Source organism: Corynebacterium lipophilum, assembly GCF_024102595.1.
Classification (GTDB): Bacteria; Actinomycetota; Actinomycetes; order Mycobacteriales; family Mycobacteriaceae; genus Corynebacterium; species Corynebacterium pseudogenitalium.
In genome coordinates this window covers 175199-200571 of the sequence record NZ_JAEUWV010000002.1, presented here as the reverse complement: position 1 = coordinate 200571, position 25373 = coordinate 175199, and the positions used below count along the sequence as shown (strand labels likewise).

Below are 25373 nucleotides of genomic sequence, written 5' to 3'. Positions count from 1 at the left end.
CCACCAATAGAAAGGAAGCCACCATGGCTAAGCTGTCTAAGGACGAGCTCATTGAGCAGTTCAAGGAAATGACCCTCATCGAGCTTTCCGAGTTCCTGAAGGAATTCGAGGAGGTCTTCGACGTTACCGCTGCTGCACCAGTTGCTGTTGCTGCTGCTCCGGGCGCTGCTGGCGGCGACGCTGCTGCTGCAGAGGAGAAGGACGAGTTCGACGTTGTTCTCGAGGACGCTGGCGCCAAGAAGATCGGTGTCATCAAGGTTGTCCGCGAGCTCGTTCCGGGCCTGGGCCTGAAGGACGCCAAGGAAATGGTCGAGGGTGCTCCAAAGGCTATCCTCGAGGGCGCAAACAAGGACGATGCAGAGGCTGCAAAGGCCAAGCTGGAAGAGGCTGGCGCAAAGGTTACCCTCAAGTAATCTCGCAGGCTGCATAGCTTTTCGACGATCACCCCGTCGCCACGTACTGTGGCTGGCGGGGTGTTTCGCGTTGTGTGCTAAGATTTCGCACCATGCTGCCCAAATCCAGGATCATTGCTTCGTTGTTGGCGGGCCTCGGTATTGCGTTGTTGGTTGGCGGTCTGCTGGCTCCGCGTGTGCTGAACTCGGGCGCGAAGCTACCGCTGGACCTTGGGGCGGTAACGCTGACGATGGCCGATCCCGACGGCACCCGCGAGGGAGAGCCGGCCCCGGTGGTGCACCAGCTGCACATGGAGGTGCAGAATCCGGCGGGCAAGGACTCTGCCAGCGTGCGCGTGGGGGACACGTTGCGTGCGGGGGACGCGGGTACGGACTTTGAAAACCTTGTCGGCGCGAGCACGTGGACGTATACGTTGGACCGTGAAACCGGTGAGGCGCAGGGCCCGGCAAAGGTCCAGCTTGTGATGGCGATGCCGGCCGTCGATGTCCCGGTGGAGGGGTCGTGGCTGAAGTTGCCGTCGCCGGTAAAGCAGGAGACGTACCAGGTGTTCGACCCGGTGTTGCGTGGGGCTGCTCCCGCGGAGTTCGTCGCAGAGGAATCGGTTGCTGGGCGCACGGTGCTGCGGTTCCGGCAGGTCATTGCGCCAACGAACGTGGCGCAGCGGTACGCGGATATGCGAAACACGTTGACCGTCGAAGGGGAAGAAGGTGAGCCGGTCCGCACGTTCTATACGCATAGCGCGCAGCGCGAGTTGTTGGTTGATCAGATCACCGGCGTGGTCGTGGGGATGCAGGAGCGCGTCAACGACTATTATGCTGACGTGGACGGCAATGAGGTCCAGGGCATTGTTTCCTACGACGCCGCGATGGACGAGCAGCAGACGGCCGAGCTCATCTCGCTTCTCGACGGCGCCTACGGACCTTCCACGCAGCAAGCCTTCACATGGGGCGTGCTCGGTTTGGGTGGTGCGCTGACCTTGATTGGTCTGGTTGGCGCGTTGTGGCCGCGTCGGCGTTAGCGTCGCGCCTGCGTTTAGTGCTAAGCTTCCCCGCGACGGCATTGAATCGGGGGATTGTTGCTGCCCTTTACAACATTGGGTGCATTGTGTAAACTCATTCGGTGCACTGGAAGCCGTCTCCAGTCCGCTATGTCAACCTTGCTTTGTTGGCGTCGAGAATTTTCGAAGCGCTGACTTGACAAGGTGATTTTGCTGTCTCTGGGGGCGGGTATTCCGAAGCAGACCGAATGCTAATCTACCCAGCGGAAACGCCGATTTTTACAGAGCCAGAGTAGAGATCGGCGTCCGCCTTAGGTGCTGGAAGGACCCAACTTGGCAGTCTCAAACCAGACCATGTCAATGGCTGAAACTCCCGGGGCTCCCGAACGTTATTCGTTCGCGAAGATCGCAGAGCCGATCGCTGTCCCGGGTCTTCTTGATGTACAGCTTGAATCTTTCGCGTGGCTTGTTGGTACGCAGGAGTGGCGTGAGCGTGAGCAGGAAGCTCGCGGCGCCGACGCGCGTATCACGAGTGGCTTGGAGGACATTCTCGAAGAGATTTCTCCAATCCAGGACTACTCGGGCAACATGAGCCTGACGCTGTCCGAGCCGCGCTTCGAAGATGTCAAGGACACGATCGACGAGTGTAAAGAAAAAGATATTAACTACTCCGCGCCGTTGTATGTGACGGCGGAGTTCATCAACAATGAAACCCAGGAGATTAAGTCTCAGACGGTGTTCATTGGTGATTTCCCGCTGATGACGGACAAGGGCACCTTCATCGTCAACGGCACTGAGCGTGTTGTTGTTTCGCAGTTGGTGCGTTCGCCGGGCGTGTACTTCGACGAGACGATTGATAAGTCGACGGAGCGGCCGCTGCACGCGGTGAAGGTGATCCCTTCGCGCGGTGCGTGGTTGGAGTTTGACGTCGATAAGCGTGACACGGTTGGTGTGCGTATTGACCGTAAGCGTCGTCAGCCAGTGACGGTGCTGCTGAAGGCGCTTGGTTGGACGACGGAGCAGATCACGGAGCGCTTCGGCTTCTCCGAGATCATGATGTCCACCCTCGAGAACGACGGTGTGGCGAACACCGACGAGGCGCTGCTGGAGATTTACCGCAAGCAGCGCCCGGGCGAGCAGCCGACGCGCGACCTCGCGCAGTCCCTGCTGGAGAACTCGTTCTTCAAGGCGAAGCGCTACGACCTGGCACGAGTTGGCCGTTACAAGATCAACCGCAAGCTCGGTCTTGGCGGCGACCACGACGGCCTGATGACGCTGACCGAGGAAGACATCGCGACCACCCTCGAGTACCTGGTGCGCCTGCACGCAGGTGAGACCGAAATGACTTCCCCGGAGGGCGAGGTCATCGCGATTAATACGGACGACATTGACCACTTCGGTAACCGTCGTCTGCGCACGGTGGGCGAACTGATCCAGAACCAGGTTCGTGTTGGCCTGTCCCGTATGGAGCGTGTTGTGCGCGAGCGCATGACGACGCAGGACGCGGAGTCCATCACGCCGACCTCGCTGATCAACGTCCGTCCGGTTTCCGCGGCGATCCGCGAATTCTTTGGTACCTCCCAGTTGTCCCAGTTCATGGACCAGAACAACTCGCTGTCTGGGCTGACGCACAAGCGTCGTCTTTCAGCGCTGGGCCCTGGTGGTCTGTCGCGTGAGCGCGCCGGCATTGAGGTCCGCGACGTCCACCCGTCGCACTACGGCCGTATGTGTCCGATTGAGACGCCTGAAGGCCCGAACATTGGTCTGATCGGTGCGCTCTCCTCCTACGCACGCGTGAACGCGTTCGGCTTTATTGAGACGCCGTACCAGAAGGTCGAAGACGGCAAGCTGACCGATACGGTCCACTACTTGACCGCGGACGAAGAGGACCGTTACGCAATCGCGCAGGCGGCGACCCCAATGGATAAGGACCGCAACCTCACCGGTGAGCGTATCGAGGTCCGTCTGAAGGACGGCGACATCGGCGTCGTCGGCCCGAAGGGCGTCGATTACCTCGACATTTCCCCGCGCCAGATGGTGTCCGTGGCAACGGCAATGATTCCGTTCCTCGAGCACGACGACGCGAACCGTGCCCTCATGGGTGCGAACATGCAGAAGCAGGCTGTGCCGCTGCTGCGCTCTGAGGCTGCGTACGTGGCCACGGGCATGGAGCAGCGCGCCGCGTACGATGCGGGTGACACGATTATTTCGGCGAAGGCTGGCGTCGTCACGAACGTGACCGGTGACTTCATCACCGTCATGGACGACGAGGGCATCCAGGACACGTACATGCTGCGCACTTTCGAGCGTACGAACCAGGGAACCTGCTACAACCAGGTCCCGATCGTTGACCACGGTCAGCGCGTTGAGGCTGGTCAGGTGCTGGCTGACGGTCCGGGCACCAAGAACGGCGAGATGGCGCTCGGCCGCAACTTGCTGGTTGCGTTCATGCCGTGGGAAGGCCACAACTATGAGGACGCGATCATCCTGAACCAGCGCGTGGTTGAGGATGACATCCTGACCTCCGTGCACATCGAGGAGCACGAGATTGATGCCCGCGACACCAAGCTCGGTGCCGAGGAAATCACCCGCGAGATTCCGAACGTGTCCGAGGACGTGCTGAAGGACCTCGACGAGCGCGGCATCATCCGCATCGGTGCGGACGTGCGCGACGGCGACATCCTGGTCGGTAAGGTCACCCCGAAGGGTGAGACCGAGCTGACTCCGGAGGAGCGTCTGCTGCGCGCCATCTTCGGCGAGAAGGCTCGCGAGGTCCGCGACACGTCCCTGAAGGTCCCTCACGGTGAGACCGGTAAGGTCATCGCGGTTCGTCGCTTCTCCCGCGAGGACGACGACGATCTGTCGCCAGGCGTCAACGAGATGATTCGCGTTTACGTTGCGCAGAAGCGCAAGATCCAGGACGGTGACAAGATGGCTGGCCGCCACGGTAACAAGGGTGTCGTCGGCAAGATTTTGCCGCAGGAAGACATGCCGTTCATGGCGGACGGTACTCCGGTGGATATCATCCTGAACACCCACGGTGTGCCGCGTCGTATGAACATTGGCCAGGTCCTCGAGGTGCACCTCGGCTGGTTGGCGAAGGCTGGTTGGACGGTCAACCCGGACGATCCTGCGAACGCTAAGCTGCTCGAGACGCTGCCTGAGCACCTGTACGACGTCCCGCCGGAGTCGCTCACCGCGACCCCAGTGTTTGACGGCGCGACGAACGAGGAGATCGCTGGTCTGCTGGCGAATTCCAAGCCGAACCGCGACGGTGACGTCATGGTCGATGAGAACGGCAAGACCACGCTGTTCGACGGCCGCTCCGGCGAGCCGTTCAAGTACCCGATTTCCGTCGGCTACATGTACATGCTCAAGCTGCACCACCTGGTTGACGAGAAGATTCACGCTCGCTCTACTGGTCCGTACTCCATGATTACCCAGCAGCCGCTTGGCGGTAAGGCCCAGTTCGGTGGCCAGCGCTTCGGTGAGATGGAGGTGTGGGCGATGCAGGCATACGGCGCCGCCTACACGCTGCAGGAACTGTTGACGATCAAGTCGGATGACGTGGTTGGTCGCGTGAAGGTGTACGAAGCCATCGTGAAGGGCGAGAACATCCCTGACCCGGGTATTCCGGAGTCGTTCAAGGTGTTGCTCAAGGAGCTGCAGTCGCTGTGCCTGAACGTCGAGGTTCTTTCGACGGACGGCACCCCGATGGAGCTCGACGGCGATGACGACGACTTTGATCAGGCTGGTTCCTCCCTTGGCATCAACCTGTCACGTGACGAGGGCTCCGCGGCGGACACCGCCTAAGCCAGGAACGAACGAAAGAATCTATCCAACTGCAATCCTCCCCGTCGTTGGGGAGGTGAAAGGGAATTTACGTGTTTGACGTAAACCTCTTCGACGAGCTTCGCATCGGCCTGGCTACTGCTGACGACATCCGTCGTTGGTCGCATGGTGAGGTCAAGAAGCCCGAAACGATTAACTACCGCACGTTGAAGCCGGAAAAGGACGGCCTGTTCTGCGAGCGCATCTTCGGTCCTACCCGTGACTGGGAGTGTGCGTGTGGCAAGTACAAGCGTGTTCGCTACAAGGGCATCATTTGTGAGCGTTGTGGCGTCGAGGTCACCAAGTCGAAGGTTCGCCGTGAGCGCATGGGCCACATTGAGCTGGCTGCGCCGGTGACCCACATTTGGTACTTCAAGGGCGTCCCGTCGCGCCTTGGTTACCTGCTGGATCTTGCTCCGAAGGATCTGGAGCGCATCATTTACTTCGCTGCCAACATCATCACCAGTGTTGATGAGGAGGCGCGTCACAACGATATGTCGACGCTCGAGGCGGAGATGCTGCTCGAGAAGAAGGAAGTTGAGCAGGACGCTAACGCCGAGATTGCGGAGCGTGCACAGAAGCTGGAGGAGGACCTCGCTGAGCTCGAGGCCGCCGGCGCGACTGCTGCTGCCCGTAAGAAGGTGCAGAATGCTGCTGACAAGGAGATGCAGCACATCCGTGAGGCTGGCGAGCGTGAGGTTGAGCGCCTCGACGAGATCTGGTCGACCTTCCAGAAGCTTGCTCCGAAGCAGATGATTATCGACGAGTTCCTCTACGAAGAGCTCGTGGACCGTTATGAGGATTACTTCACCGGCGGCATGGGCGCTGAGGCGATCCAGACGCTGATCCGCAACTTCGACCTTGAAGCTGAGGCGGAGGAGCTGCGCACCATCATCGCGGAGGGTAAGGGCCAGAAGAAGGTCCGCGCACTGAAGCGCCTGAAGGTCGTGGCTGCGTTCCAGCGTTCCGGCAACGATCCTGCCGGCATGATCCTGGACGCGATCCCGGTGATCCCACCGGAGCTGCGCCCGATGGTGCAGCTCGACGGTGGCCGTTTCGCCACCTCGGATCTGAATGACCTGTACCGTCGCGTAATTAACCGCAACAACCGTTTGAAGCGCATGATTGACCTGGGAGCCCCAGAGATCATCGTGAACAACGAGAAGCGCATGCTGCAAGAGTCTGTCGACGCCCTCTTCGACAACGGCCGTCGTGGCCGCCCTGTCACGGGCCCAGGCAACCGTCCGCTGAAGTCCCTGTCTGACCTGCTGAAGGGTAAGCAGGGTCGCTTCCGCCAGAACCTGCTGGGTAAGCGTGTGGACTACTCTGGCCGTTCGGTCATTATTGTTGGTCCGCAGCTGAAGATGCACGAGTGTGGTCTGCCGAAGCTGATGGCGCTCGAGCTGTTCAAGCCGTTCGTGATGAAGCGCCTCGTGGACAATGAGTACGCGCAGAACATTAAGTCGGCGAAGCGCATGGTGGAGCGCCAGCGCCCTGAGGTGTGGGACGTCCTCGAAGAGGCGATTTCCGAGCACCCGGTGCTGCTGAACCGTGCGCCAACCCTGCACCGTCTTGGCATTCAGGCGTTCGAGCCGAAGCTGGTCGAGGGTAAAGCAATCCAGCTGCACCCGCTGGCCTGTGAGGCGTTCAACGCTGACTTCGACGGTGACCAGATGGCGGTCCACCTGCCACTGTCCGCGGAGGCGCAGGCAGAGGCCCGCATCCTGATGCTGTCCTCGAACAACATCCTGTCCCCGGCATCCGGCAAGCCACTGGCGATGCCTCGCCTGGACATGGTGACCGGCCTGTACTTCCTGACCATGGAAAAGGGCGAGGACGAGATCGGCGGCGAGGGTCGTTTCACCCCAGCCGACGAGAACGGCCCAGCCAAGGGCGTGTACTCCTCCTACCGTGAGGCCATCATGGCTTACGACCTGGGTGTACTTGGCCTGCAGGCACCGATCAAGGTGCGCATCGACCACCTGCGTCCGACGATTGAGATTGAGGCTGAGCAGTTCCCAGACGGCTGGTCGAAGGGCCAGGCTTGGATGATGGAGACCACCCTTGGTCGCATCATGTTCAACGAGCTGCTTCCGTTCAACTTCCCGTACCAGGAAGGCGCGATGGTCCGTAAGGGCGGCGGTGTCGGCAAGGTGCTGTTGGGCGACATCATCCAGTCGATGGTGGAGAAGTACCCAATGATTACCGTTGCCCAAACGCTGGACAAGCTGAAGGACGCCGGTTTCTACTGGGCGACCCGTTCCGGCGTGACCATCTCAATGTCCGACGTGTTGGTGCTTCCGAACAAGACGGAAATCCTTGAGCAGTACGAGCAGCGCGCCGAGGAGATCGAGCGCAAGTACTGGGAGAAGGGTGCCTTGACCGAGGAGAACCGCTACGACCGTCTCGTGGAGCTGTGGCAGGACGCCACCAACCAGGTCGGTGAAGCAGTTGAGGCGCTGTACCCGGATGACAACCCGATTCCGATGATCGTGAAGTCTGGCGCTGCCGGTAACATGCGTCAGATCTGGACCCTGGCCGGCATGAAGGGCATGGTCGTGAACTCGCGCGGTGAGTACATCACCCGCCCGATCAAGACTTCCTTCCGTGAAGGCCTGACAGTGATGGAGTACTTCAACAACTCTCACGGTTCCCGAAAGGGCCTGGCGGATACGGCACTGCGTACCGCAGACTCCGGCTACCTGACCCGCCGTCTTGTCGACGTCGCCCAGGACGTCATCGTCCGCGAGCACGACTGCGGCACCCGCCAGGGAGTCAAGGTTCCAGTTGCGCAGCTTGCCGGTGAGAAGTTCGTCCGCGACGAGTTCGTCGAGACCTCCGTCGCTGGCCGAGTACTGGCATCCGACGCGAAGGACGCCGAGGGCAACGTTGTGCTCGAAGCCGACGCTGAGCTTTCGGAAGAGCGTATTGACGCCCTCGTCGCCGCCGGTGTCGAAGAAGTCAAGGTCCGCTCCGTCCTGACCTGCCAGACCCCAACCGGCGTCTGCGCGAAGTGCTACGGCAAGTCCATGGCATCCGGCAAGCTTGTCGACATCGGTGAAGCCGTCGGTATCGTGGCTGCACAGTCGATTGGTGAGCCTGGTACCCAGCTGACCATGCGTACCTTCCACCAGGGTGGTGTCGGTGGCGACATTACCGGTGGTCTGCCACGTGTTCAGGAGCTGTTCGAGGCCCGCGTGCCGAAGAACTGCGCCCCGATCGCATCCGTGGCCGGCACCGTCACCCTCGAAGACGAAGGCAACTTCTGGACGCTCACCATCCACCCGGATGACGGCTCCGACGTTGTGGTCTACGAGAAGCTGTCGAAGCGCCAGGGCCTCGCACAGGTCCGCCGCCCGATGGAGTCCAACCCGAACGCGATGATCGAGCGCTCCCTACGTGAAGGCGACCACGTCAACGTGGGCGACCGCCTCCTGCGCGGCGCTGCTGACCCGCACGACGTGCTCGAGGTTCTCGGCCGCCGTGGTGTGGAGAAGCACCTCATCGACGAAGTGCAGGCCGTGTACCGCACCCAGGGTGTGTCCATCCACGACAAGCACATCGAGATCATCATCCGCCAGATGCTGCGACGCGGCACCGTCATCGACTCGGGTACCACCGAGTTCCTGCCGGGTACGCTTGTGGATCTGTCGGAGGCACGCCAGGTCAACGCTGCAGCTGTTGCAGATGGTGGCGAGCCAGCAGAGATGCGCTCCGAGATCATGGGTATCACCAAGGCCTCCCTGGCAACCGAGTCCTGGCTGTCCGCCGCCTCGTTCCAGGAGACCACGCGTGTGCTCACGGACGCTGCTATCAACAAGCGTTCTGACCAGCTGATCGGTCTGAAGGAGAACGTGATCATCGGTAAGTTGATCCCGGCTGGTACCGGTATCTCGCGCTACCGCAACATCACGGTCAAGCCGACGGAAGCCGCCCGCTCCGCCGCCTACTCGATCCCGTCCTTCGGCGACGGCATCTACGGCGACGAGGCATACGGCGACTACACCGGCGCCTCCGTCCCACTGGAGGAATACGGGTACGACCAGATCTAGTGACTCTGGCTTATAGCTAGGTCTGCTACCCCAGCACCGGCGCCCCGCCCCCTGAACCCAGGGAGGCGGGGCGCTTTGCCTTAGGCGCTGTACACGCCGTCGGCGTCAACTCCGCGAGCCCACTGCAATACCAGCGCGTGGCCCCGCTGTGCGGCGGCGTCCTGCAGCTGGTCGATGTTTTGCTCGATGACGGACCCCGGCCACAACGTAGTACGCAGCTGCAGTCCCATGCCATGTTCGCGGGCCGCGGTGCACACGATGTCGAGGCTTTCCCACATCCGTGCAGCCACCACGCTGGTGACACCAGCGACCGAGGGTAAGTGCTCGGGAAGCGCCTTGACGTCGAACCCGATCCAGTCGGGGCGGGTAGTCGACTCAGCGAGAATGGAACCCAGCCTCGCGGGGACATAGCCACTCGTGTGTAGCCCGACGGGAAACCCGATCTCATGGGCCGCGGCAATCGCTTCGCCGAGTCCTGCGCATGCGAGTGGTTCGCCGCCGGAAATGACGAGGGCGTCAATCAGTCCGTGTCGAGCCCGCAGTAAGTCGAGCACTTCCGAGAAATCGTGGGGAGCAGGAGTAAATTCCTGCAAGTTAGGGTTGTGGCAGTAGCTGCAGCGCAGTGGGCAGCCTTGTGTGAATGCCGTGACCGTGAGACGGCCGGGCCAGTCGGTGGCGGAGAACGGAATGATCCCCGCCACCGGCAGGTTAGGCGAAGGCTTCTGCGAAGTAGTGACGCTCAGCGAACTCACCCTTCTTCCCAGTGTTGAAGCTTTGCACGGGCCGGAAGTAGCCCATTACGCGCGTCCACATTTCGGTGGCGCTTCCGCAGTGCGGGCATTCGGGGTGCTCGCCGGAGATGTAGCCGTGGTTTGCGCAGATGGAGAACGTCGGCGTGATAGTGATGTACGGCAGGCGGAAGGTTTCTAGGCTGCGTCGTACGAGCTTGGCGGTTGCTTCGCCACTGGACATTGCTGCGCCCATGTACAGGTGAAGCACCGTGCCGCCGGTGTACTTCGTTTGCAGGTCCTCCTGGGCGGCGAGCGCCGCGAACGGATCTGGAGTGTGCGCAACAGGCAGCTGGGAGGAGTTGGTGTAGTACGGCTGCTCCTCGGTACCTGCCTGGATGATGCCGGGATAGCGGGCACGGTCCTCGCGTGCGAAGCGGTACGTTGCGCCTTCCGCGGGGGACGCTTCTAGGTTGTAGAGGTGCCCTGTACGTTCCTGAGCTTCCGTGATACGGGCATTGATGTGGTCGAGCAGGCGCGCCACAAGTGCGTGGCCTTGGGGGTCGGTGATGTCGTAGGCGTCGTGCGTGAAGTTGCGTACCATTTCGTTGCAGCCATTGACCCCGATGGTGGTGAAGTGGTTGTCAAACCCCGGTAACCACCGTTTCGTGTACGGGTATAGCCCCTTATCGAAGCAATCTTGCACAAACGCGCGACGCCGCTCCAGCGTATCGACAGCCACCTCGATCAACTCGTCAACCCTGCGCAGTAGTGCAGCCTCATTGTTGGGGAAGAGGTACCCGAGGCGTGCGCAGTTCAGGGTGACTACGCCAATGGAGCCAGTGAGCTCCGCGGAACCGAACAGGCCGTTTCCGCGCTTGAGTAGTTCACGCAGGTCGAGTTGGAGGCGGCAGCACATCGAGCGGATCATGCCTGGGTCCAAATCCGAGTTGAGGAAATTTTGGAAGTAGGGGAGGCCGTACTTGCCAGTCATGTCGAACAGGGCTTTCGTGTTTGGCGAGCCCCAGTCGAAGTCCTTGGTGATGTTGTACGTCGGGATGGGGAAGGTAAATGGGCGGCCGTCGGCGTCGCCTTGGGACATAACCTCAATGAACGCGCGGTTGATCATGTCCATCTCTTCTTGGAGCTCGCCGTAAGTGAAGTCGACAGGGTCTCCACCGATGAACGGAGTCTGCTCAGCGAGGTCCTGAGGGCACGTCCAGTCAAAAGTAAGGTTCGTGAACGGAGTCTGCGTCCCCCAACGCGAGGGAACGTTGAGGTTGAAGACGAACTCCTGCATGTGTTGCAAGACGTCCTCGTAGGTGAGCGAGTCCAGCCGCACGAATGGTGCCATGTAGGTATCGAAGCTGGAGAACGCCTGCGCGCCAGCCCATTCGTTCTGCAGCGTGCCGAGGAAGTTCACTACTTGTCCGCACGCGGAGGAGAAATGTTTTGGTGGCAGAGAAGATATCGTGCCAGGTACCCCTCCGAACCCTTCTTCAAGGAGTTGCCTCAATGACCACCCTGCGCAGTACCCGGAGAGCATGTCGAGATCGTGGATGTGGAGGTCGCCGTTGCGGTGGGCATTGCCGGCGACGTCGGAAAACACTTCGTCCAGCCAGTAGTTGGCGGTGATTTTGCCGGCGGAGTTGAGAATCATTCCGCCGAGGGAGTAGTCCTGATTGGCGTTTGCGTTGATGCGCCAGTCAGCGCGGTGGAGGTATTCGTTGATGGTGGCTTGGGGGTTGACGTTGTTGGCGGCCATGCTGCTTCCTTTCTCTCGGTTCGTAACTAACGTAGCTGTAATTCCATTGATCGTATTTAGTAGATATGGACACAAAGAGTAACTGAGATACAACATGTGGTAGCCGTAGGGGTGTGCATCCTTGGTGGACGACGGGCGATAGGTGTAGGTGTAGTAGCGCCTCCATACACCTTCAGTACACCCTCGAGCGGGGGTATGTACTGTGGAGGAGGTTTCGGTCTTGCAAAGCTGGGGTGGCCGTGATACGCTGTCGGACGGTTCACCAACTCAAGGTGAAGTGTCTGATCGTTTTCGCATAAACGTGGCGGAGCGTTCTGGACGTGCGGCAGGGCCCCGGGAAAGAGCCCTCATTTTTGCATGTTCAGGCGATTGTCCGCCTCAGCGTAAAAATTAGAAGGAAAATCTATGCCAACTATCCAGCAGCTGGTCCGCAAGGGCCGCCACGACAAGCGTGGCAAGGTAGCAACTGCAGCGCTGAAGGGTTCCCCGCAGCGTCGTGGCGTGTGCACCCGCGTGTACACCACCACGCCGAAGAAGCCGAACTCGGCGCTTCGTAAGGTTGCTCGTGTTCGTCTGACCTCCGGTATTGAGGTCTCCGCATACATCCCAGGTGAGGGCCACAACCTCCAGGAGCACTCCATGGTGCTTGTCCGTGGTGGTCGTGTGAAGGACCTCCCAGGTGTTCGCTACAAGATTATTCGTGGTTCCTTGGATACCCAGGGTGTCAAGGATCGTAAGCAGGCTCGTTCCCGCTACGGCGCAAAGAAGGGACAGTAATCAGAAATGCGTAAGCAGCAAGCTCCGAAGCGTCCCATCGTTAAGGACCCGGTATACAACTCTGAACTCGTGACCCAGCTGGTCAATAAGGTGCTTCTCGACGGCAAGAAGTCCACCGCTGAGCGTATCGTCTACGGTGCACTCGAGATCTGCCGTGAAAAGACCGGCACCGATCCGGTTGGCACCTTGGAAAAGGCGCTCGGCAACATCCGTCCTGACCTTGAGGTTCGCTCCCGTCGTGTCGGTGGCGCTACCTACCAGGTTCCAGTCGAGGTGAAGCCAGTTCGTGCAACCACTCTGGCTCTGCGCTGGATGGTCACCTTCACGCGCCAGCGTCGTGAGAACTCGATGGTCGAGCGTCTCGCTAATGAGATCCTGGACGCGTCCAACGGCTTGGGTGCATCCGTGAAGCGTCGCGAGGACGTCCACAAGATGGCTGAGGCAAACCGCGCGTTTGCTCACTACCGCTGGTAGTCGCCGGTAGGTCATATATGAAACAAAGCGCCCGGACCATGCTGACACGGACAACGTGTGCACAATTGCATACGTGGTTACCCACCAATGTGGGTGCACGTGCGGCGTCCGGGTTTTTGTTTTGAGGTGACTTCCAGGCTGGCTCTGCCCATCTTGGGCAAACAGTGGCACAATGAACTAGGTAAATATTCGCCAAGACGTGTGCAGCACGTCGACGACTTTTAAGTTGGGGTAAATAACGTGGCACAAGAAGTGCTTAAGGACCTGCACAAGGTCCGCAACATCGGCATCATGGCGCACATCGATGCTGGTAAGACCACCACGACAGAGCGCATTCTGTTCTACACCGGTATTAACCGCAAGGTCGGCGAGACCCACGACGGTGCTTCCACAACTGACTGGATGGAGCAGGAGAAAGAGCGCGGCATCACCATTACGTCCGCAGCAGTGACCTGCTTCTGGAATAACAACCAGATCAACATCATCGATACGCCGGGTCACGTGGACTTCACCGTCGAGGTTGAGCGTTCCTTGCGCGTGCTCGATGGCGCAGTTGCTGTGTTCGACGGCAAGGAAGGCGTTGAGCCGCAGTCTGAGCAGGTCTGGCGTCAGGCTGCAAAGTACGACGTTCCGCGTATCTGCTTCGTCAACAAGATGGACAAGCTGGGCGCTGACTTCTACTACACCGTTGGCACGATCGTCGATCGTCTCGGCGCCAAGCCGTTGGTGATGCAGCTGCCGATCGGTGCTGAGGATGACTTTGACGGCGTCGTTGACCTTCTTGAGATGAAGGCAATGCTGTGGCCAGGCAAGGTCGAGACCGGCACCCCTGCACAGATCACCGAGATCCCGGACGATCTGAAGGAAAAGGCTGAGGAGTACCGTGAGAAGCTCGTCGAGACCGTTGCTGAGTCCGACGAAGAGCTCATGGAGAAGTACTTCGGCGGCGAAGAGCTCACGATCGAGGAGCTCAAGGCTGGCATCCGTAAGCTGACCGTTAATTCGGAAGTTTACCCAGTGTTCTGTGGTACTGCGTACCGCAACAAGGGTGTCGAGCCTGTGCTGGACGCCATCGTCGATTACCTGCCTTCTCCGCTGGATATCGGCGAGGTTCACGGCACCTCCGTCGACGGTGAGGAAGACCTCACGCGTAAGCCTTCCGTTGATGAGCCGTTCTCTGCACTGGCGTTCAAGATTGCTGTGCACCCGTTCTTCGGCAAGCTGACTTACGTGCGCGTGTACTCGGGCCAGGCTATCCCGGGCGAGAACATGATGAACTCCACCAAGCAGCAGCGTGAGCGCGTGGGCAAGCTCTTCCAGATGCACGCGAACAAGGAGAATCCGGTTGAGCACGCTGACGCCGGCAACATCTACGCGTTCATTGGTCTGAAGCACACCACTACTGGTGACACCCTGTGCAACCCTGATCACCCGATCATCCTCGAGTCCATGGACTTCCCGGATCCGGTTATTCAGGTTGCTATTGAGCCGAAGACCAAAGCTGACCAGGAGAAGCTGGGCACCGCTATTCAGAAGCTTGCTGAAGAGGACCCAACCTTCACCGTTCACCTGGATGAGGAGACCGGCCAGACCGTTATCGGCGGCATGGGCGAGCTCCACCTCGACGTCCTCGTTGACCGCATGAAGCGCGAGTTCAAGGTCGAGGCGAACATTGGTTCTCCACAGGTTGCGTACCGCGAGACCATCCGCAAGAAGGTGCAGTCCCTGGACTACACCCACAAGAAGCAGACGGGTGGTTCCGGTCAGTTCGCAAAGGTTATCGTTTCCATCGAGCCTTACAACCCGGATCCAGAGACCCTGGAAGAGGGCGAGAGCGCAACCTACCTGTTCGTCAACGAGGTCACCGGTGGTCGCGTGCCGAAGGAGTACATCCCTTCCGTGGATGCCGGTATCCAGGACGCGATGCAGTACGGCTACCTCGCTGGCTACCCGCTGGTCAACATCAAGGCAACCCTCGAAGACGGCGCTTACCACGAGGTTGACTCCTCCGAAATGGCCTTCAAGATGGCCGGTTCGCAGGTGCTCAAGGAGGCCGTCGCTAAGGCGAAGCCAGTGCTGCTCGAGCCGCTGATGGCTGTTGAGGTTGTGACGCCTGAGGAGTACATGGGTGACGTCATCGGTGACCTGAACTCCCGTCGTGGCCAGGTCAACTCGATGGACGACCGCTCTGGCGCCAAGGTTGTCAAGGCTGTTGTTCCGCTGTCGCAGATGTTCGGCTACGTCGGTGACCTGCGCTCCAAGACGCAGGGTCGCGCGAACTACACCATGGTGTTCGACTCCTACGGTGAAGTTCCGTCCAACGTCGCTCAGGAAATCATCGACGCCCGCAACGGCAACTAATCGCTGCTCCCTGCTTCTCGACGGCCTGCTCACGTGCCAGTGAGCGTGACCGGTAGAAGGAAGCAGGGATGGCCGCTAGTAGCGGTCGCGCTGGAATCGCCACAAGATTGAAGTGGTGGTTTGAGCCGGCCGTTACTCGCGACGAATGATCCCGGAGCTTTCGGTCTGACGGTTTGAAAATCAGACTGGGAATCTCTAGGATCAGGTAACTGGCACATTGTGAATGAGCCGACGCCTTTTCGAAGGCAAAGGCAAATGTAAACCACGTGGCTGCGAAGGTCGTAGCCACCATGAAGTCCTAGGAGGACATACAGTGGCAAAGGCAAAGTTCGAACGTACAAAGCCGCACGTCAACATCGGTACCATTGGTCACGTCGACCACGGTAAGACGACCACCACGGCTGCTATCACCAAGGTGCTCGCTGACAAGTACCCGGAGGAGAACAAGTCCTTCGCGTACGACGCGATTGACAAGGCGCCGGAAGAGCGCGAGCGCGGCATTACCATTAACATTTCCCACGTCGAGTACAACACTCCTAAGCGTCACTACGCACACGTGGATGCTCCAGGCCACGCTGACTACATCAAGAACATGATCACCGGTGCTGCTCAGATGGACGGCGCAATCCTCGTGGTTGCTGCTACCGACGGTCCGATGCCTCAGACCCGCGAGCACGTTCTGCTTGCTCGCCAGGTTGGCGTTCCTTACATCCTCGTTGCTCTGAACAAGTGCGACATGGTCGACGATGAGGAAATCATCGAGCTCGTCGAGATGGAAGTTCGTGAGCTTCTCGCAGAGCAGGATTACGACGAAGAGGCTCCAATCGTTCACATCTCCGCTCTGAAGGCTCTTGAGGGCGAGGAGAAGTGGGTTGACTCCATCGTTGAGCTCATGGATGCTTGCGACAACTCCATTCCGGACCCAGTTCGCGAGACCGACCGTGACTTCCTGATGCCGATCGAGGACATCTTCACCATTTCCGGCCGCGGTACCGTTGTTACCGGCCGTGTTGAGCGTGGCGTCCTGAACCTCAACGACGAAGTTGAGATCATCGGTATCCGCGAGAAGTCCACGAAGACCACCGTCACCTCCATCGAGATGTTCAACAAGCTTCTCGACACCGCTGAGGCTGGCGACAACGCAGCTCTGCTGCTTCGTGGCCTGAAGCGTGAGGACGTTGAGCGTGGTCAGGTTGTCATCAAGCCGGGCGCTTACACCCCTCACTCCAAGTTCGAGGGCTCCGTCTACGTCCTGTCCAAGGACGAGGGTGGCCGTCACACGCCATTCTTCGACAACTACCGTCCTCAGTTCTACTTCCGCACCACCGACGTTACCGGTGTTGTGCACCTGCCTGAGGGCACCGAGATGGTCATGCCTGGCGACAACGTCGACATGTCCGTCGAGCTGATCCACCCAGTCGCTATGGACGAGGGCCTGCGCTTCGCTATCCGCGAGGGCTCCCGTACCGTCGGCGCTGGCCGCGTCACCAAGATCCTCGGCTAACTCAGTCCGATAACGTGACGTAAAGGTCACTCCCCATCGGGGAGTGACCTTTTTTCATGCCTACAGTGCGTTGGGAAGGCAACGGTTCTAGGACCACTATGTCCTGCAGCTGGTCACCGTGCTGTTACTTCAGTGCTTTGGGCACCGCCGACTTAAGGGACATTTTGTGTGTAACTAGCCGCGTCCAGCCCACCCCTTTCTCACGGCTAGACTGGGGTTGCACTGACGATCATTGCCAGTATTGAATTCTTTCAGCCGCCCATTCAGTGCACCGCTGTGTGCAAGATCGTCTCTCGCCCCGCAGGCTGTATGGCAGCTCGCTTAACGGCATACCCCAATGCCTTGCTTCCCGGTCCTGTTCGTGCCCTGGCCAGTATCGTGCACGCCCAGGGCTTTGCTCGTCCCCCTGGCAGTATGCGATCGCCCAACGCGTAGAGAGACCGGTTCTTGTTCTCTAGAGCCACCAATCTCGCTGCGCTACCCGCAGACTCGATACATCCCACACGTCAGACGTCATCCGGCGTTCAATTCTCAAGACCGGCGAATGGAACTGTTTTGAAAACCATATCGGGAGTCCGGGAAACCGAATAGATATATACACACAAAATGTCTTTTAAGCCGCACCGTCTGGACATGAAAAAGCTCCCCACCCGTTGGCGGGGAGCTTTCGCGTGAGTCCTTTTAGGCGCTAACCTGGTCGAAGTGCAGCTTCCACAGGGTATCCACGTTCATTGTGTGGTTTGCCATTCGGAAGTCCTGATCGGCGCGTTCGAGAACGTCAACGACTTCGTCAAGCGAGAATGCTGGGTTGGCAATCGCAACGAATTCAACGGTCGGCCTGGTCTCCACCATCGCAACTTTGGCGTCGGCGGAGTTGATCATGGGGTCCATAGCCAAGTGGTGGCACGCCGCTTCGGCGACGCGTTTGACGTTGATTTCGGTTGTGCCATGCTCGGCGTCGGCCGCGGTGATTGCTCGGGTCGAGAATCCGCGGCTGCGAATATTTGCGATGACAGCCCACAGTCCAAGAAGTACCAGCACGACAGCACCGACGATCAGCGCTGTGTTGTACCAGGAACGGTAGGGAAGATTGCTGATCACGACTGGATCGACCTGCTGGATCCATTCGCTCACGTAGGGGATGTCCCAGAAGTACGTGAGTGGGATAAACCCGACGCAGAGCAGGAGAACGCCAATGATGAACACGAGCAGGCGGTCAAAGAACGCAAGTGTCTTGGTCATTTACTTCGCCTCCTGTTCAGCAACTGGTGCTGGCGCTTCGGTCTTGATGGTGATGGCGGGTACCTGCTCCAGACGCTGGAACTCACCAACGAGAGTTTCGTGCGCTTGCTGCTCGACATCGGGCCGCTGGACGTCGGTCTGCATTGTGAGCGTCAATTTGTTCCGGTCCGCTTTGGTACGCGCATGGTTTGCGCCAAACTGAGACGTTGCAAGGAACGTCGACTTCCGCGCAATATCCACGGGTCGCGTCCAGATCGAAACCGGTGACTGCACGCGTAGATGAGTTTTCTGGCGTGGCTTCAACGACGCAATCACGAGCGCAAGCCCCACCAACATCACAACGATGCCGACGGCGACGGCTACCCACGTAATGTCAATGAGATTCAACGTCAACTGGTCGTAGAGCTCGGGGAGCCATTCGGTTTGGCCATCTGCTTCTTGGAGGCGGACCCAAACGTCGTGCCCGATAACAACGGCGCCCCCGAGGAACGCCAGGCCGGCGAGCACGGTGATCCAGCGTGCAACTGGGCTAGCTTTCGGTGCGGCAGCCGGGTGCGGGCCTACTGGGGCGACGGGCGTATTAGGTTCGGTCATAGTACTTCACCGCCGGTTTGATCGTAATTTCACGAAGCGGCTGAGGTTGCGGTGCCGATACCGTCGTCGGTGCCGCAGTGCGCTTCACGCGAATGGGCTTGAGCGGCGCAGGTTGCGGAACGCTCGGGCTATATACGCGCTGTTTGCGTGTTTGCACGCCAAGCAGTCGGGCAGGCTCCGGCGTTTGTGGACGGAAAACCCGCGTGGGCTGTGCTTCGAAGCCCTTGGTACGCACGGGGTACGGAGTCGGAGCGGCAATGGATTTCACAGAGACTGGCTCTGGAACGTGGGTGTCCGTCAGGTCGTCGACAAGCGAGCGAGCGACGATATCGTGCAACGGTTCCGGCTCCTTCGTCGTCGGGGACTCTACGTCCAAAGGCTTGACCTTCAGCGGAGTCGGGATGATGAACGACTGGTGGTTTGCAACGTCGTCCCACGAGACGGGTTCACCGGCGTTCGCGGTGACGTTTGCCACCTCGATATTGACGCTGGAGACGTCAAGCCCAGTCAAGGTCCGGATGTGCGAGATGATCGTTGAACGCACCGCGTCCGTGATGGCAGCAATGGGGGCAGGGTAAGTAGTAGCGATCTCGGCTTCGACGGCCGCGGTGCCTGAAACTCGGTCCAGGCGGACATCGATTTGGGGAAAGCTGCGGCCTGCCAAACCTGCAAGCTTTGCGTCCATTTCGATCGTGCCGGGCACTGACGAAGCCGCCACCTCAGCAATCTGCGCGATGACGCGCTCACTGAGATGGAATTGGTTCGACGCCATTAGCTACGACCCTTGCCCGAGCTGGTGCTCAGGATTTCTGCGAGGTCCAGCTTGCCATCAAGCTGGGCGCCGACGACACCACCAATGACGGAGAAGAGAACGAGCCAAAGTAGCCCGAGTCCGCCGCCAAAGGTGACGAAGAAAGCAACGATAATGCCGATAATGACACCGGTTAACGCTTTGTTAGATAAAAGATTCATTGTTCACCACTTACTTGTAGTTGTGGGTACGCAACGCGGACGCCCTAACGGGCGTACCTATTCGGCGTCGGCGACAACAACGTCGACGAAATCGACATCGGTGGCGCGCAGGGTAGCGGTGCGTACGTCGTCGGCGATGGAGTGAATGTCCCGTTCGCTCGAAACGTCGTAAATAAAGTTGACTTCAAGGCCGCGGAGGTTGGGGTCTGAGGATCGCGTCGCGGGTTTGAGCCCTTCGATCCGCTCGCCGGGTAGCAGGAGGGCAACTTCACCGAAGAACCCGCCATGCATACCCGCAACGCCGGGGACGGCCAAAATGGCGTCCCGGGCGGCTTCGGCCACCTCGCGGCTAACGGAGGTGTACGCCATAACTACTGAGCCAGCGCCTGGTTAGCGTTGTAGGCGGCCTCGTTGGACTCCTCGTTGTCCTGCTCCGGCAGGTGGACATCGTGAACAGTGACGTCGACGCGGTCAACGATAAGGCCGGTCATGCGGGTAACAGCAACAGTGATGTTCTCGCGGATGGCGTTTGCGAGCTCGTGGATGGCGACGCCGTACTCCGCAATAATTGCAACAGCGACGGAAGCGTGGCCGTCCTCGACAACGACATCGACGCCCTGCTGAACATTGGTGGAGGAGGTCAGCGACTCGCGAACAGCACCCCACATGCGTGCAGCGCCACCGCCCAGGTTGTAAACACCGGAAACTTCGCGGGCGGCGATGCCGGCGATCTTGCCGACGACGTTGTCGTCGATCATTGTGGTGCCGTGCTCAGTCTCAAGGTTGGAGTTGCGAGTGCGAACCTGCTCCGTCTCCTTTGCCTCAGTGGTGGCAGGGGTGTTCTCGGTTGCATTGTGGTCGGCCATGGAAAATCCCTTCGTATATATATGGGTAAAGAAAAGTACGACGGACAGACGCCCGTGTAAACACCCAGGGTACACAGCAACCAACTAGCTTGCCTGAATCGATGCAAAAAGTTCCGAATGGATATCACTCTGCAATCAAACTGAAATGTTCAGAGGAGGGGTTGCGCTTCTTGCAAGAACGTGTTTTAATACTCGGGTTGCCTCGACATGGCGGCCGCAAGGTTGTGATGGTGGGGTAAACATGACACCTTCCAAAGAAGGTTTTTATCTAGGTTAACTAGGTGAGAAACCGGAGAAGGGACATGGCAAATAAACAGCGGCAGTACGCAAGGGTCACGCACCCTTCCGAGTCTGACACCCCGATGCACGTGTGCACCGAGGCGGAAGCACTGAAGTAAGCGCGCAGTTTATTGTCGCGTTACTCACCTTCCGGAAGTGTCAAACAGTCAATGAAAACGACACTGGCGTTGAGCCATGGGCCCAGCCCGGACAACGTTATAGAGAAACTAGAAGCTACAACCCCACCGCTTCGTTCAGAATGTGGGGATGCGAGGAAGAGGTAAGCGTGGCGGGACAGAAGATCCGCATCAGGCTGAAGGCCTACGACCACGAAGCGATCGACGCATCTGCGAAGAAGATCGTTGAGACGGTCACCCGCACGGGTGCCCGCGTCGTTGGACCGGTGCCGTTGCCCACAGAGAAGAACGTGTACGCCGTTATTCGTTCTCCCCACAAGTACAAGGACTCTCGCGAGCACTTTGAGATGCGCACGCACAAGCGTCTCATCGACATTCTCGATCCGACGCCGAAGACGGTTGACGCGCTCATGCGTATCGACCTTCCTGCAAGCGTTGACGTGAACATCCAGTAATCACTAGAGATCCGACAACCTGTAAGTAGTGGAGAACTAATACATGTCTGATAACCAGATCAAGGGCATTCTGGGCACCAAGCTCGGCATGACCCAGATCTTCGACGACGAGAACCGTGTTATCCCGGTTACCGTCGTTGAGGCTGGGCCGTGCGTGGTCACCCAGATCCGTACACCAGAGACTGATGGCTACTCCGCCATCCAGATTGCTTACGGCGACATCGATCCCCGTAAGACGAACAAGCCAGAGGCTGGCCACTTCAAGAAGGCTGGCGTCACCCCACGTCGCTACGTAGCTGAAATCCGCATGGATGACACCTCTGCGTACGAACTCGGCCAAGAGATCACCGTCAATCTGTTTGACGGCGACGTCTTCGTCGACGTTGCTGGCACCACCAAGGGCCACGGCTTCGCTGGCGCAATGAAGCGTCACGGCTTCGCGGGCCAGGGTGCAGCACACGGTAACCAGGCTGCTCACCGTCGCGTTGGTGGCATTGGTGGCGCGTCTACGCCGGGTCGCGTGTTCAAGGGCAAGCGCATGGCTGGCCGTATGGGCGGTAACCGCGTTACTACCCAGAACCTGAAGATTCAACGCATCGACGGCGACAACAACCTCCTCCTCATCAAGGGTGCTATCCCTGGTGCGAAGGGTTCTGTTGTTACCGTCAAGACCGCAGTGAAGGGCGGTGCTCACGCATGACGAACCTGACGTTGAACGTCCACACCGCAGACGGAAAGACCAACGGTTCCGTTGAGCTTCCGGCAGAACTTTTTGACCGTGAAGCTTCCATTCCCCTGATGCACCAGGTTGTGACAGCTCAGCTGGCAGCCGCTCGTCAGGGCACTCACGCCACCAAGACCCGCGGCATGGTCCGCGGTGGTGGTAAGAAGCCATTCCGCCAGAAGGGCACCGGTCGCGCTCGTCAGGGCTCGATCCGCGCGCCACACTTCACCGGCGGTGGCATTGTCCACGGTCCGCAGCCGCGTTCTTACGCGCAGCGCACCCCAAAGAAGATGATCAAGGCTGCACTTGCTGGTGCACTCACTGATCGTGTTCGCAACGAGCGCATCCACCTCATTGAGGAGCTTGTTCCGGGCCAGAAGCCTTCGACCAAGTCTGCTCGTGCGTTCATTGAGCGTCTGACTGACCGTAAGTCGGTGCTGCTCGTGATCGGCCGTGAGGATGTTAACTCCCGTCTGTCCGCAAGGAACCTGCCGGGCGTCACCATTCTTGAGCCGGCGCAGCTGAACACCTACGACGTGCTGAACGCCGATGACGTTGTGTTCTCGGTTGAGGCGCTGCACACCTTCATCAACCGTGGCAAGGCTGAAGCTGCGGAGGAGGAGAAGTAAATGGCTAAGATCGTGAATTCCCGCGACATCATCATCGCGCCGGTCCTCTCTGAGAAGACCTACGCGCTGATGGAGCAGAACACCTACACGTTTTTTGTAGCGAAGTCTGCTAACAAGACCCAGATCAAGATTGCCGTGGAAGAGATTTTCGGCGTCGACGTCGCTTCGGTGAACACCGTGAACCGTGAGGGCAAGCGCAAGCGTTCCCGCACTGGTTTCGGTAAGCGCAAGGACACCAAGCGCGCCTACGTTACTCTCCGCGAGGGCAGCGATCCCATCGACATCTTCGGCGGCGCAGCCGTCTAAGTGACTCGATAGAAAAGGACAAAATATGGCTATTCGTAAGTACAAGCCGACAACCCCGGGTCGCCGTGCCAGCTCTGTTTCGGAGTTCGAGGAGCTTACCCGCTCCACTCCGGAAAAGTCGCTGCTGCGCCCGCTCCCGAAGAAGGGTGGCCGCAACACGCACGGCCACATCACCACTCGTCACCGTGGTGGCGGCCACAAGCGTCGCTACCGCGTGATTGACTTCCGTCGTTCGGACAAAGACGGCGTGCTGGCAAAGGTTGCTCACATCGAGTACGACCCGAACCGCACCGCTAACATTGCTTTGCTCCACTACTACGACGGTGAGAAGCGCTACATCATCGCTCCGAAGGGCCTGAAGCAGGGTGCCGTCGTTGAGGCTGGTCCTAACGCCGACATCAAGGTTGGTAACAACCTCCCACTTCGTAACATCCCGACCGGTACGACGATCCACGCTGTTGAGCTCAAGCCTGGTGCAGGTGCCAAGCTTGCTCGTTCCGCAGGCGCTTCTATTCAGCTGCTCGGTAAGGAAGGTTCCTACGCAGTGCTGCGTATGCCGTCCTCCGAAATTCGCCGCGTGGACATCCGCTGCCGCGCAACCGTTGGTGAGGTCGGCAACGCTGACCAGATCAACATCCGCTGGGGCAAGGCTGGCCGTATGCGCTGGAAGGGCTGGCGCCCAACGGTCCGCGGTGTTGTCATGAACCCTGTGGATCACCCACACGGTGGTGGTGAAGGTAAGACTTCCGGTGGTCGTCACCCAGTGTCCCCATGGGGCAAGAAGGAAGTTCGCACCCGCAACCCAAACCGTTACTCAAACAACATGATCGTGCGACGCCGTCGCTCGAAGAACAAGAAGCGTTAAGAGGAGGTAGTAAGACATGCCACGTAGCCTAAAGAAAGGCCCGTTCGTCGATGAGCACCTCCTCAACAAGGTGGACGCTCAGAACGATGCAGGCACCAAGCAGGTAATCAAGACCTGGTCTCGCCGTTCGACCATTCTCCCAGATTTCATCGGACACACTTTCGCCGTCCACGACGGCCGCAAGCACGTCCCGGTGTTTGTCGACGAGTCCATGGTCGGCCACAAACTCGGTGAGTTTGCACCAACCAAGACCTTTAAGGGTCACGTCAAGGAACAGAAGGGACGTCGATAAGCAATGGCTGACACCATCACCACTGCATCCGCGACGGCCAAGTTCGTTCGTGTTTCTCCGATGAAGGCGCGCCGCGTGCTCGCCCTCGTCCGTGGGAAGTCCGTCTCCGAGGCTCTCGCAGTCCTGAAGTACGCACCACAGAGTGCTGCGAAGGACGTTGCCAAGGTTGTTGCATCTGCAGCCGCCAACGCTGAAAACAACTTCGGTTTGGACCCGCGTACGCTGGTCGTCTCCGAGTGCTGGGCAAACGAAGGTCCGACCATGCGTCGCTTCCAGCCACGCGCTCAGGGTCGCGCATTCCAGATCCGGAAGCGCACCTCGCACATCACCGTAGTTGTCGAGTCCAAGGAAGGGGCGAAGTAATGGGCCAGAAGATTCACCCACACGGCCTGCGCCTGGGTATCACGTCCGACTGGAAGTCCCACTGGTACGCCGACAAGAACTACGCTGATTACGTCGCAGAAGACATCAAGATCCGCGAGTTCCTGTCCAAGGGCCTCGAGCGCGCCGGTATCTCCGACGTTGTCATCGAGCGCACCCGTGACCGCGTCCGCGTCGACATTCACACTGCCCGCCCGGGCATCGTGATTGGCCGTCGTGGCGCTGAGGCTGACCGCATCCGCCGTGAGCTCGAGAAGCTCACCGGCAAGATGGTTGCGCTGAACATCCTCGAGGTCAAGAACGTCGACGCCGACGCGACGCTCGTTGCTCAGTCCATCGCTGAACAGCTGGTCAACCGCGTTGCGTTCCGTCGTGCGATGCGCAAGGCAATCCAGTCCGCTATGCGTAACCCACAGGTCAAGGGCATCAAGGTCATGACCTCGGGTCGTCTCGGCGGCGCTGAAATGTCCCGCGTCGAGCGCTACCACGAAGGCCGTGTGCCACTGCACACCCTTCGTGCTGAGATCGACTACGGCATCGCAGAAGCACACACGACCTTCGGCGTCATCGGCGTCAAGGTTTGGATCTACAAGGGCGACGTCGTCGGTGGCGTGCGCGAGTCCGAGCTCAACGCTCCGTCGAACGAGCGTCGTGGCCGTGGCGATCGCCGCCCACGCCGTGGTGGCCAGCGCCGCCAGCGTGCAGAGCAGAAGCAGGAGGGCTAATCA

Annotated in this window: 24 protein-coding genes; 16 read left to right on the top strand and 8 right to left on the bottom strand. The window is 59.4% G+C overall.

Annotated elements, in window-relative coordinates; all coding sequences use genetic code 11:
• Positions 1 to 23: 23 nt before the first annotated feature.
• The 4 genes from rplL to JMN37_RS02845 all read left to right on the top strand — a co-directional run bounded on the left by rplL (position 24) and on the right by JMN37_RS02845 (position 9294).
• A complete protein-coding gene (gene rplL / locus JMN37_RS02860; protein ID WP_070363121.1) occupies positions 24 to 413 on the top strand; it encodes a 50S ribosomal protein L7/L12 in 390 nt (129 codons plus the stop codon).
• Between the two features lie 92 nt (positions 414 to 505).
• Positions 506 to 1432 (top strand): cell envelope lipid trafficking protein PgfA, encoded by a 927-nt coding sequence (gene pgfA / locus JMN37_RS02855; RefSeq protein ID WP_071572794.1) that lies wholly within the window; start codon positions 506 to 508, stop codon positions 1430 to 1432.
• Positions 1433 to 1726: 294 nt separating this feature from the next.
• A complete protein-coding gene (gene rpoB, locus JMN37_RS02850) occupies positions 1727 to 5224 on the top strand; it encodes a DNA-directed RNA polymerase subunit beta (protein WP_252930983.1) in 3498 nt (1165 codons plus the stop codon).
• Between the two features lie 71 nt (positions 5225 to 5295).
• On the top strand, positions 5296 to 9294 hold the full coding sequence (locus tag JMN37_RS02845; protein WP_071572792.1) for a DNA-directed RNA polymerase subunit beta': 3999 nt from the start codon (positions 5296 to 5298) through the stop codon (positions 9292 to 9294).
• 80 nt (positions 9295 to 9374) lie between these two features.
• Here JMN37_RS02845 and JMN37_RS02840 read toward each other — a convergent pair whose 3' ends face one another.
• Both JMN37_RS02840 and JMN37_RS02835 read right to left on the bottom strand, forming a co-directional pair.
• Positions 9375 to 10037 carry an anaerobic ribonucleoside-triphosphate reductase activating protein gene (locus tag JMN37_RS02840; RefSeq protein WP_070363588.1) on the bottom strand — a complete coding sequence of 221 codons (663 nt, stop codon included), beginning with the start codon at positions 10035 to 10037 and terminating at the stop codon, positions 9375 to 9377.
• On the bottom strand, positions 10003 to 11787 hold the full coding sequence (locus JMN37_RS02835; RefSeq protein WP_252930982.1) for a ribonucleoside triphosphate reductase: 1785 nt from the start codon (positions 11785 to 11787) through the stop codon (positions 10003 to 10005). Before JMN37_RS02835 ends, JMN37_RS02840 begins: the two co-directional genes overlap by 35 nt.
• A 405-nt stretch (positions 11788 to 12192) precedes the next feature.
• Between JMN37_RS02835 and rpsL the strand changes: the two genes are divergently transcribed.
• From rpsL to tuf, 4 genes are all read left to right on the top strand, one after another.
• Positions 12193 to 12564 carry a 30S ribosomal protein S12 gene (gene rpsL / locus JMN37_RS02830; protein WP_070363116.1) on the top strand — a complete coding sequence of 124 codons (372 nt, stop codon included), beginning with the start codon at positions 12193 to 12195 and terminating at the stop codon, positions 12562 to 12564.
• 6 nt (positions 12565 to 12570) lie between these two features.
• Positions 12571 to 13038, top strand: a complete 468-nt coding sequence (gene rpsG, locus JMN37_RS02825; protein WP_071572791.1) for a 30S ribosomal protein S7 — start codon at positions 12571 to 12573, stop codon at positions 13036 to 13038.
• 240 nt (positions 13039 to 13278) lie between these two features.
• A complete protein-coding gene (gene fusA / locus JMN37_RS02820; protein ID WP_071572790.1) occupies positions 13279 to 15399 on the top strand; it encodes an elongation factor G in 2121 nt (706 codons plus the stop codon).
• A gap of 313 nt (positions 15400 to 15712) precedes the next feature.
• Positions 15713 to 16903 carry an elongation factor Tu gene (tuf, locus tag JMN37_RS02815; RefSeq protein ID WP_071572789.1) on the top strand — a complete coding sequence of 397 codons (1191 nt, stop codon included), beginning with the start codon at positions 15713 to 15715 and terminating at the stop codon, positions 16901 to 16903.
• Between the two features lie 681 nt (positions 16904 to 17584).
• Here the strand turns inward: tuf and JMN37_RS02810 are convergent.
• From JMN37_RS02810 to JMN37_RS02785, 6 genes are read right to left on the bottom strand one after another with little or no spacing between them, the layout of a single operon-like run.
• Entirely contained in the window at positions 17585 to 18145 is a 561-nt protein-coding gene (locus JMN37_RS02810) for an Asp23/Gls24 family envelope stress response protein (RefSeq protein ID WP_071572788.1), read from the bottom strand.
• On the bottom strand, positions 18146 to 18739 hold the full coding sequence (locus tag JMN37_RS02805; protein ID WP_070477535.1) for a hypothetical protein: 594 nt from the start codon (positions 18737 to 18739) through the stop codon (positions 18146 to 18148). It abuts the gene before it with no gap.
• Positions 18726 to 19511 carry an Asp23/Gls24 family envelope stress response protein gene (locus JMN37_RS02800; protein ID WP_070477536.1) on the bottom strand — a complete coding sequence of 262 codons (786 nt, stop codon included), beginning with the start codon at positions 19509 to 19511 and terminating at the stop codon, positions 18726 to 18728. The genes JMN37_RS02805 and JMN37_RS02800 overlap by 14 nt, the downstream gene beginning before the upstream one ends.
• The gene (locus JMN37_RS02795) at positions 19511 to 19711 is read right to left on the bottom strand and encodes a hypothetical protein (RefSeq protein WP_070363109.1); all 201 of its coding nucleotides are present in this window, start codon (positions 19709 to 19711) and stop codon (positions 19511 to 19513) included. Before JMN37_RS02795 ends, JMN37_RS02800 begins: the two co-directional genes overlap by 1 nt.
• A gap of 57 nt (positions 19712 to 19768) precedes the next feature.
• Positions 19769 to 20080 carry a hypothetical protein gene (locus JMN37_RS02790; RefSeq protein ID WP_071572787.1) on the bottom strand — a complete coding sequence of 104 codons (312 nt, stop codon included), beginning with the start codon at positions 20078 to 20080 and terminating at the stop codon, positions 19769 to 19771.
• A gap of 2 nt (positions 20081 to 20082) precedes the next feature.
• A complete protein-coding gene (locus JMN37_RS02785; protein ID WP_070363107.1) occupies positions 20083 to 20577 on the bottom strand; it encodes an Asp23/Gls24 family envelope stress response protein in 495 nt (164 codons plus the stop codon).
• A gap of 565 nt (positions 20578 to 21142) precedes the next feature.
• Between JMN37_RS02785 and rpsJ the strand changes: the two genes are divergently transcribed.
• The 8 genes from rpsJ to rpsC are packed head-to-tail and all read left to right on the top strand — an operon-like array spanning position 21143 to position 25370.
• Entirely contained in the window at positions 21143 to 21448 is a 306-nt protein-coding gene (rpsJ, locus tag JMN37_RS02780) for a 30S ribosomal protein S10 (RefSeq protein WP_003848085.1), read from the top strand.
• Between the two features lie 43 nt (positions 21449 to 21491).
• Positions 21492 to 22148 (top strand): 50S ribosomal protein L3, encoded by a 657-nt coding sequence (gene rplC / locus JMN37_RS02775; protein WP_070363106.1) that lies wholly within the window; start codon positions 21492 to 21494, stop codon positions 22146 to 22148.
• The gene (rplD, locus tag JMN37_RS02770; protein WP_070363105.1) at positions 22145 to 22801 is read left to right on the top strand and encodes a 50S ribosomal protein L4; all 657 of its coding nucleotides are present in this window, start codon (positions 22145 to 22147) and stop codon (positions 22799 to 22801) included. The genes rplC and rplD overlap by 4 nt, the downstream gene beginning before the upstream one ends.
• Positions 22802 to 23107, top strand: coding sequence for a 50S ribosomal protein L23 (rplW, locus tag JMN37_RS02765; protein WP_070363104.1), 306 nt, complete (start codon positions 22802 to 22804; stop codon positions 23105 to 23107).
• A 25-nt stretch (positions 23108 to 23132) separates the two neighbouring features.
• Positions 23133 to 23972 carry a 50S ribosomal protein L2 gene (gene rplB, locus JMN37_RS02760; RefSeq protein WP_070363103.1) on the top strand — a complete coding sequence of 280 codons (840 nt, stop codon included), beginning with the start codon at positions 23133 to 23135 and terminating at the stop codon, positions 23970 to 23972.
• A gap of 16 nt (positions 23973 to 23988) precedes the next feature.
• Positions 23989 to 24264: a 30S ribosomal protein S19 gene (gene rpsS / locus JMN37_RS02755; protein ID WP_070363102.1), complete on the top strand. Its 276-nt coding sequence runs from the start codon at positions 23989 to 23991 to the stop codon at positions 24262 to 24264.
• A 3-nt stretch (positions 24265 to 24267) separates the two neighbouring features.
• Complete coding sequence (gene rplV / locus JMN37_RS02750; RefSeq protein ID WP_071572786.1) at positions 24268 to 24627, top strand: 50S ribosomal protein L22; 360 nt, start codon at positions 24268 to 24270, stop codon at positions 24625 to 24627.
• Positions 24627 to 25370 (top strand): 30S ribosomal protein S3, encoded by a 744-nt coding sequence (rpsC, locus tag JMN37_RS02745; protein WP_070363100.1) that lies wholly within the window; start codon positions 24627 to 24629, stop codon positions 25368 to 25370. Before rplV ends, rpsC begins: the two co-directional genes overlap by 1 nt.
• The last annotated feature ends 3 nt before the right edge of the window (positions 25371 to 25373 follow it).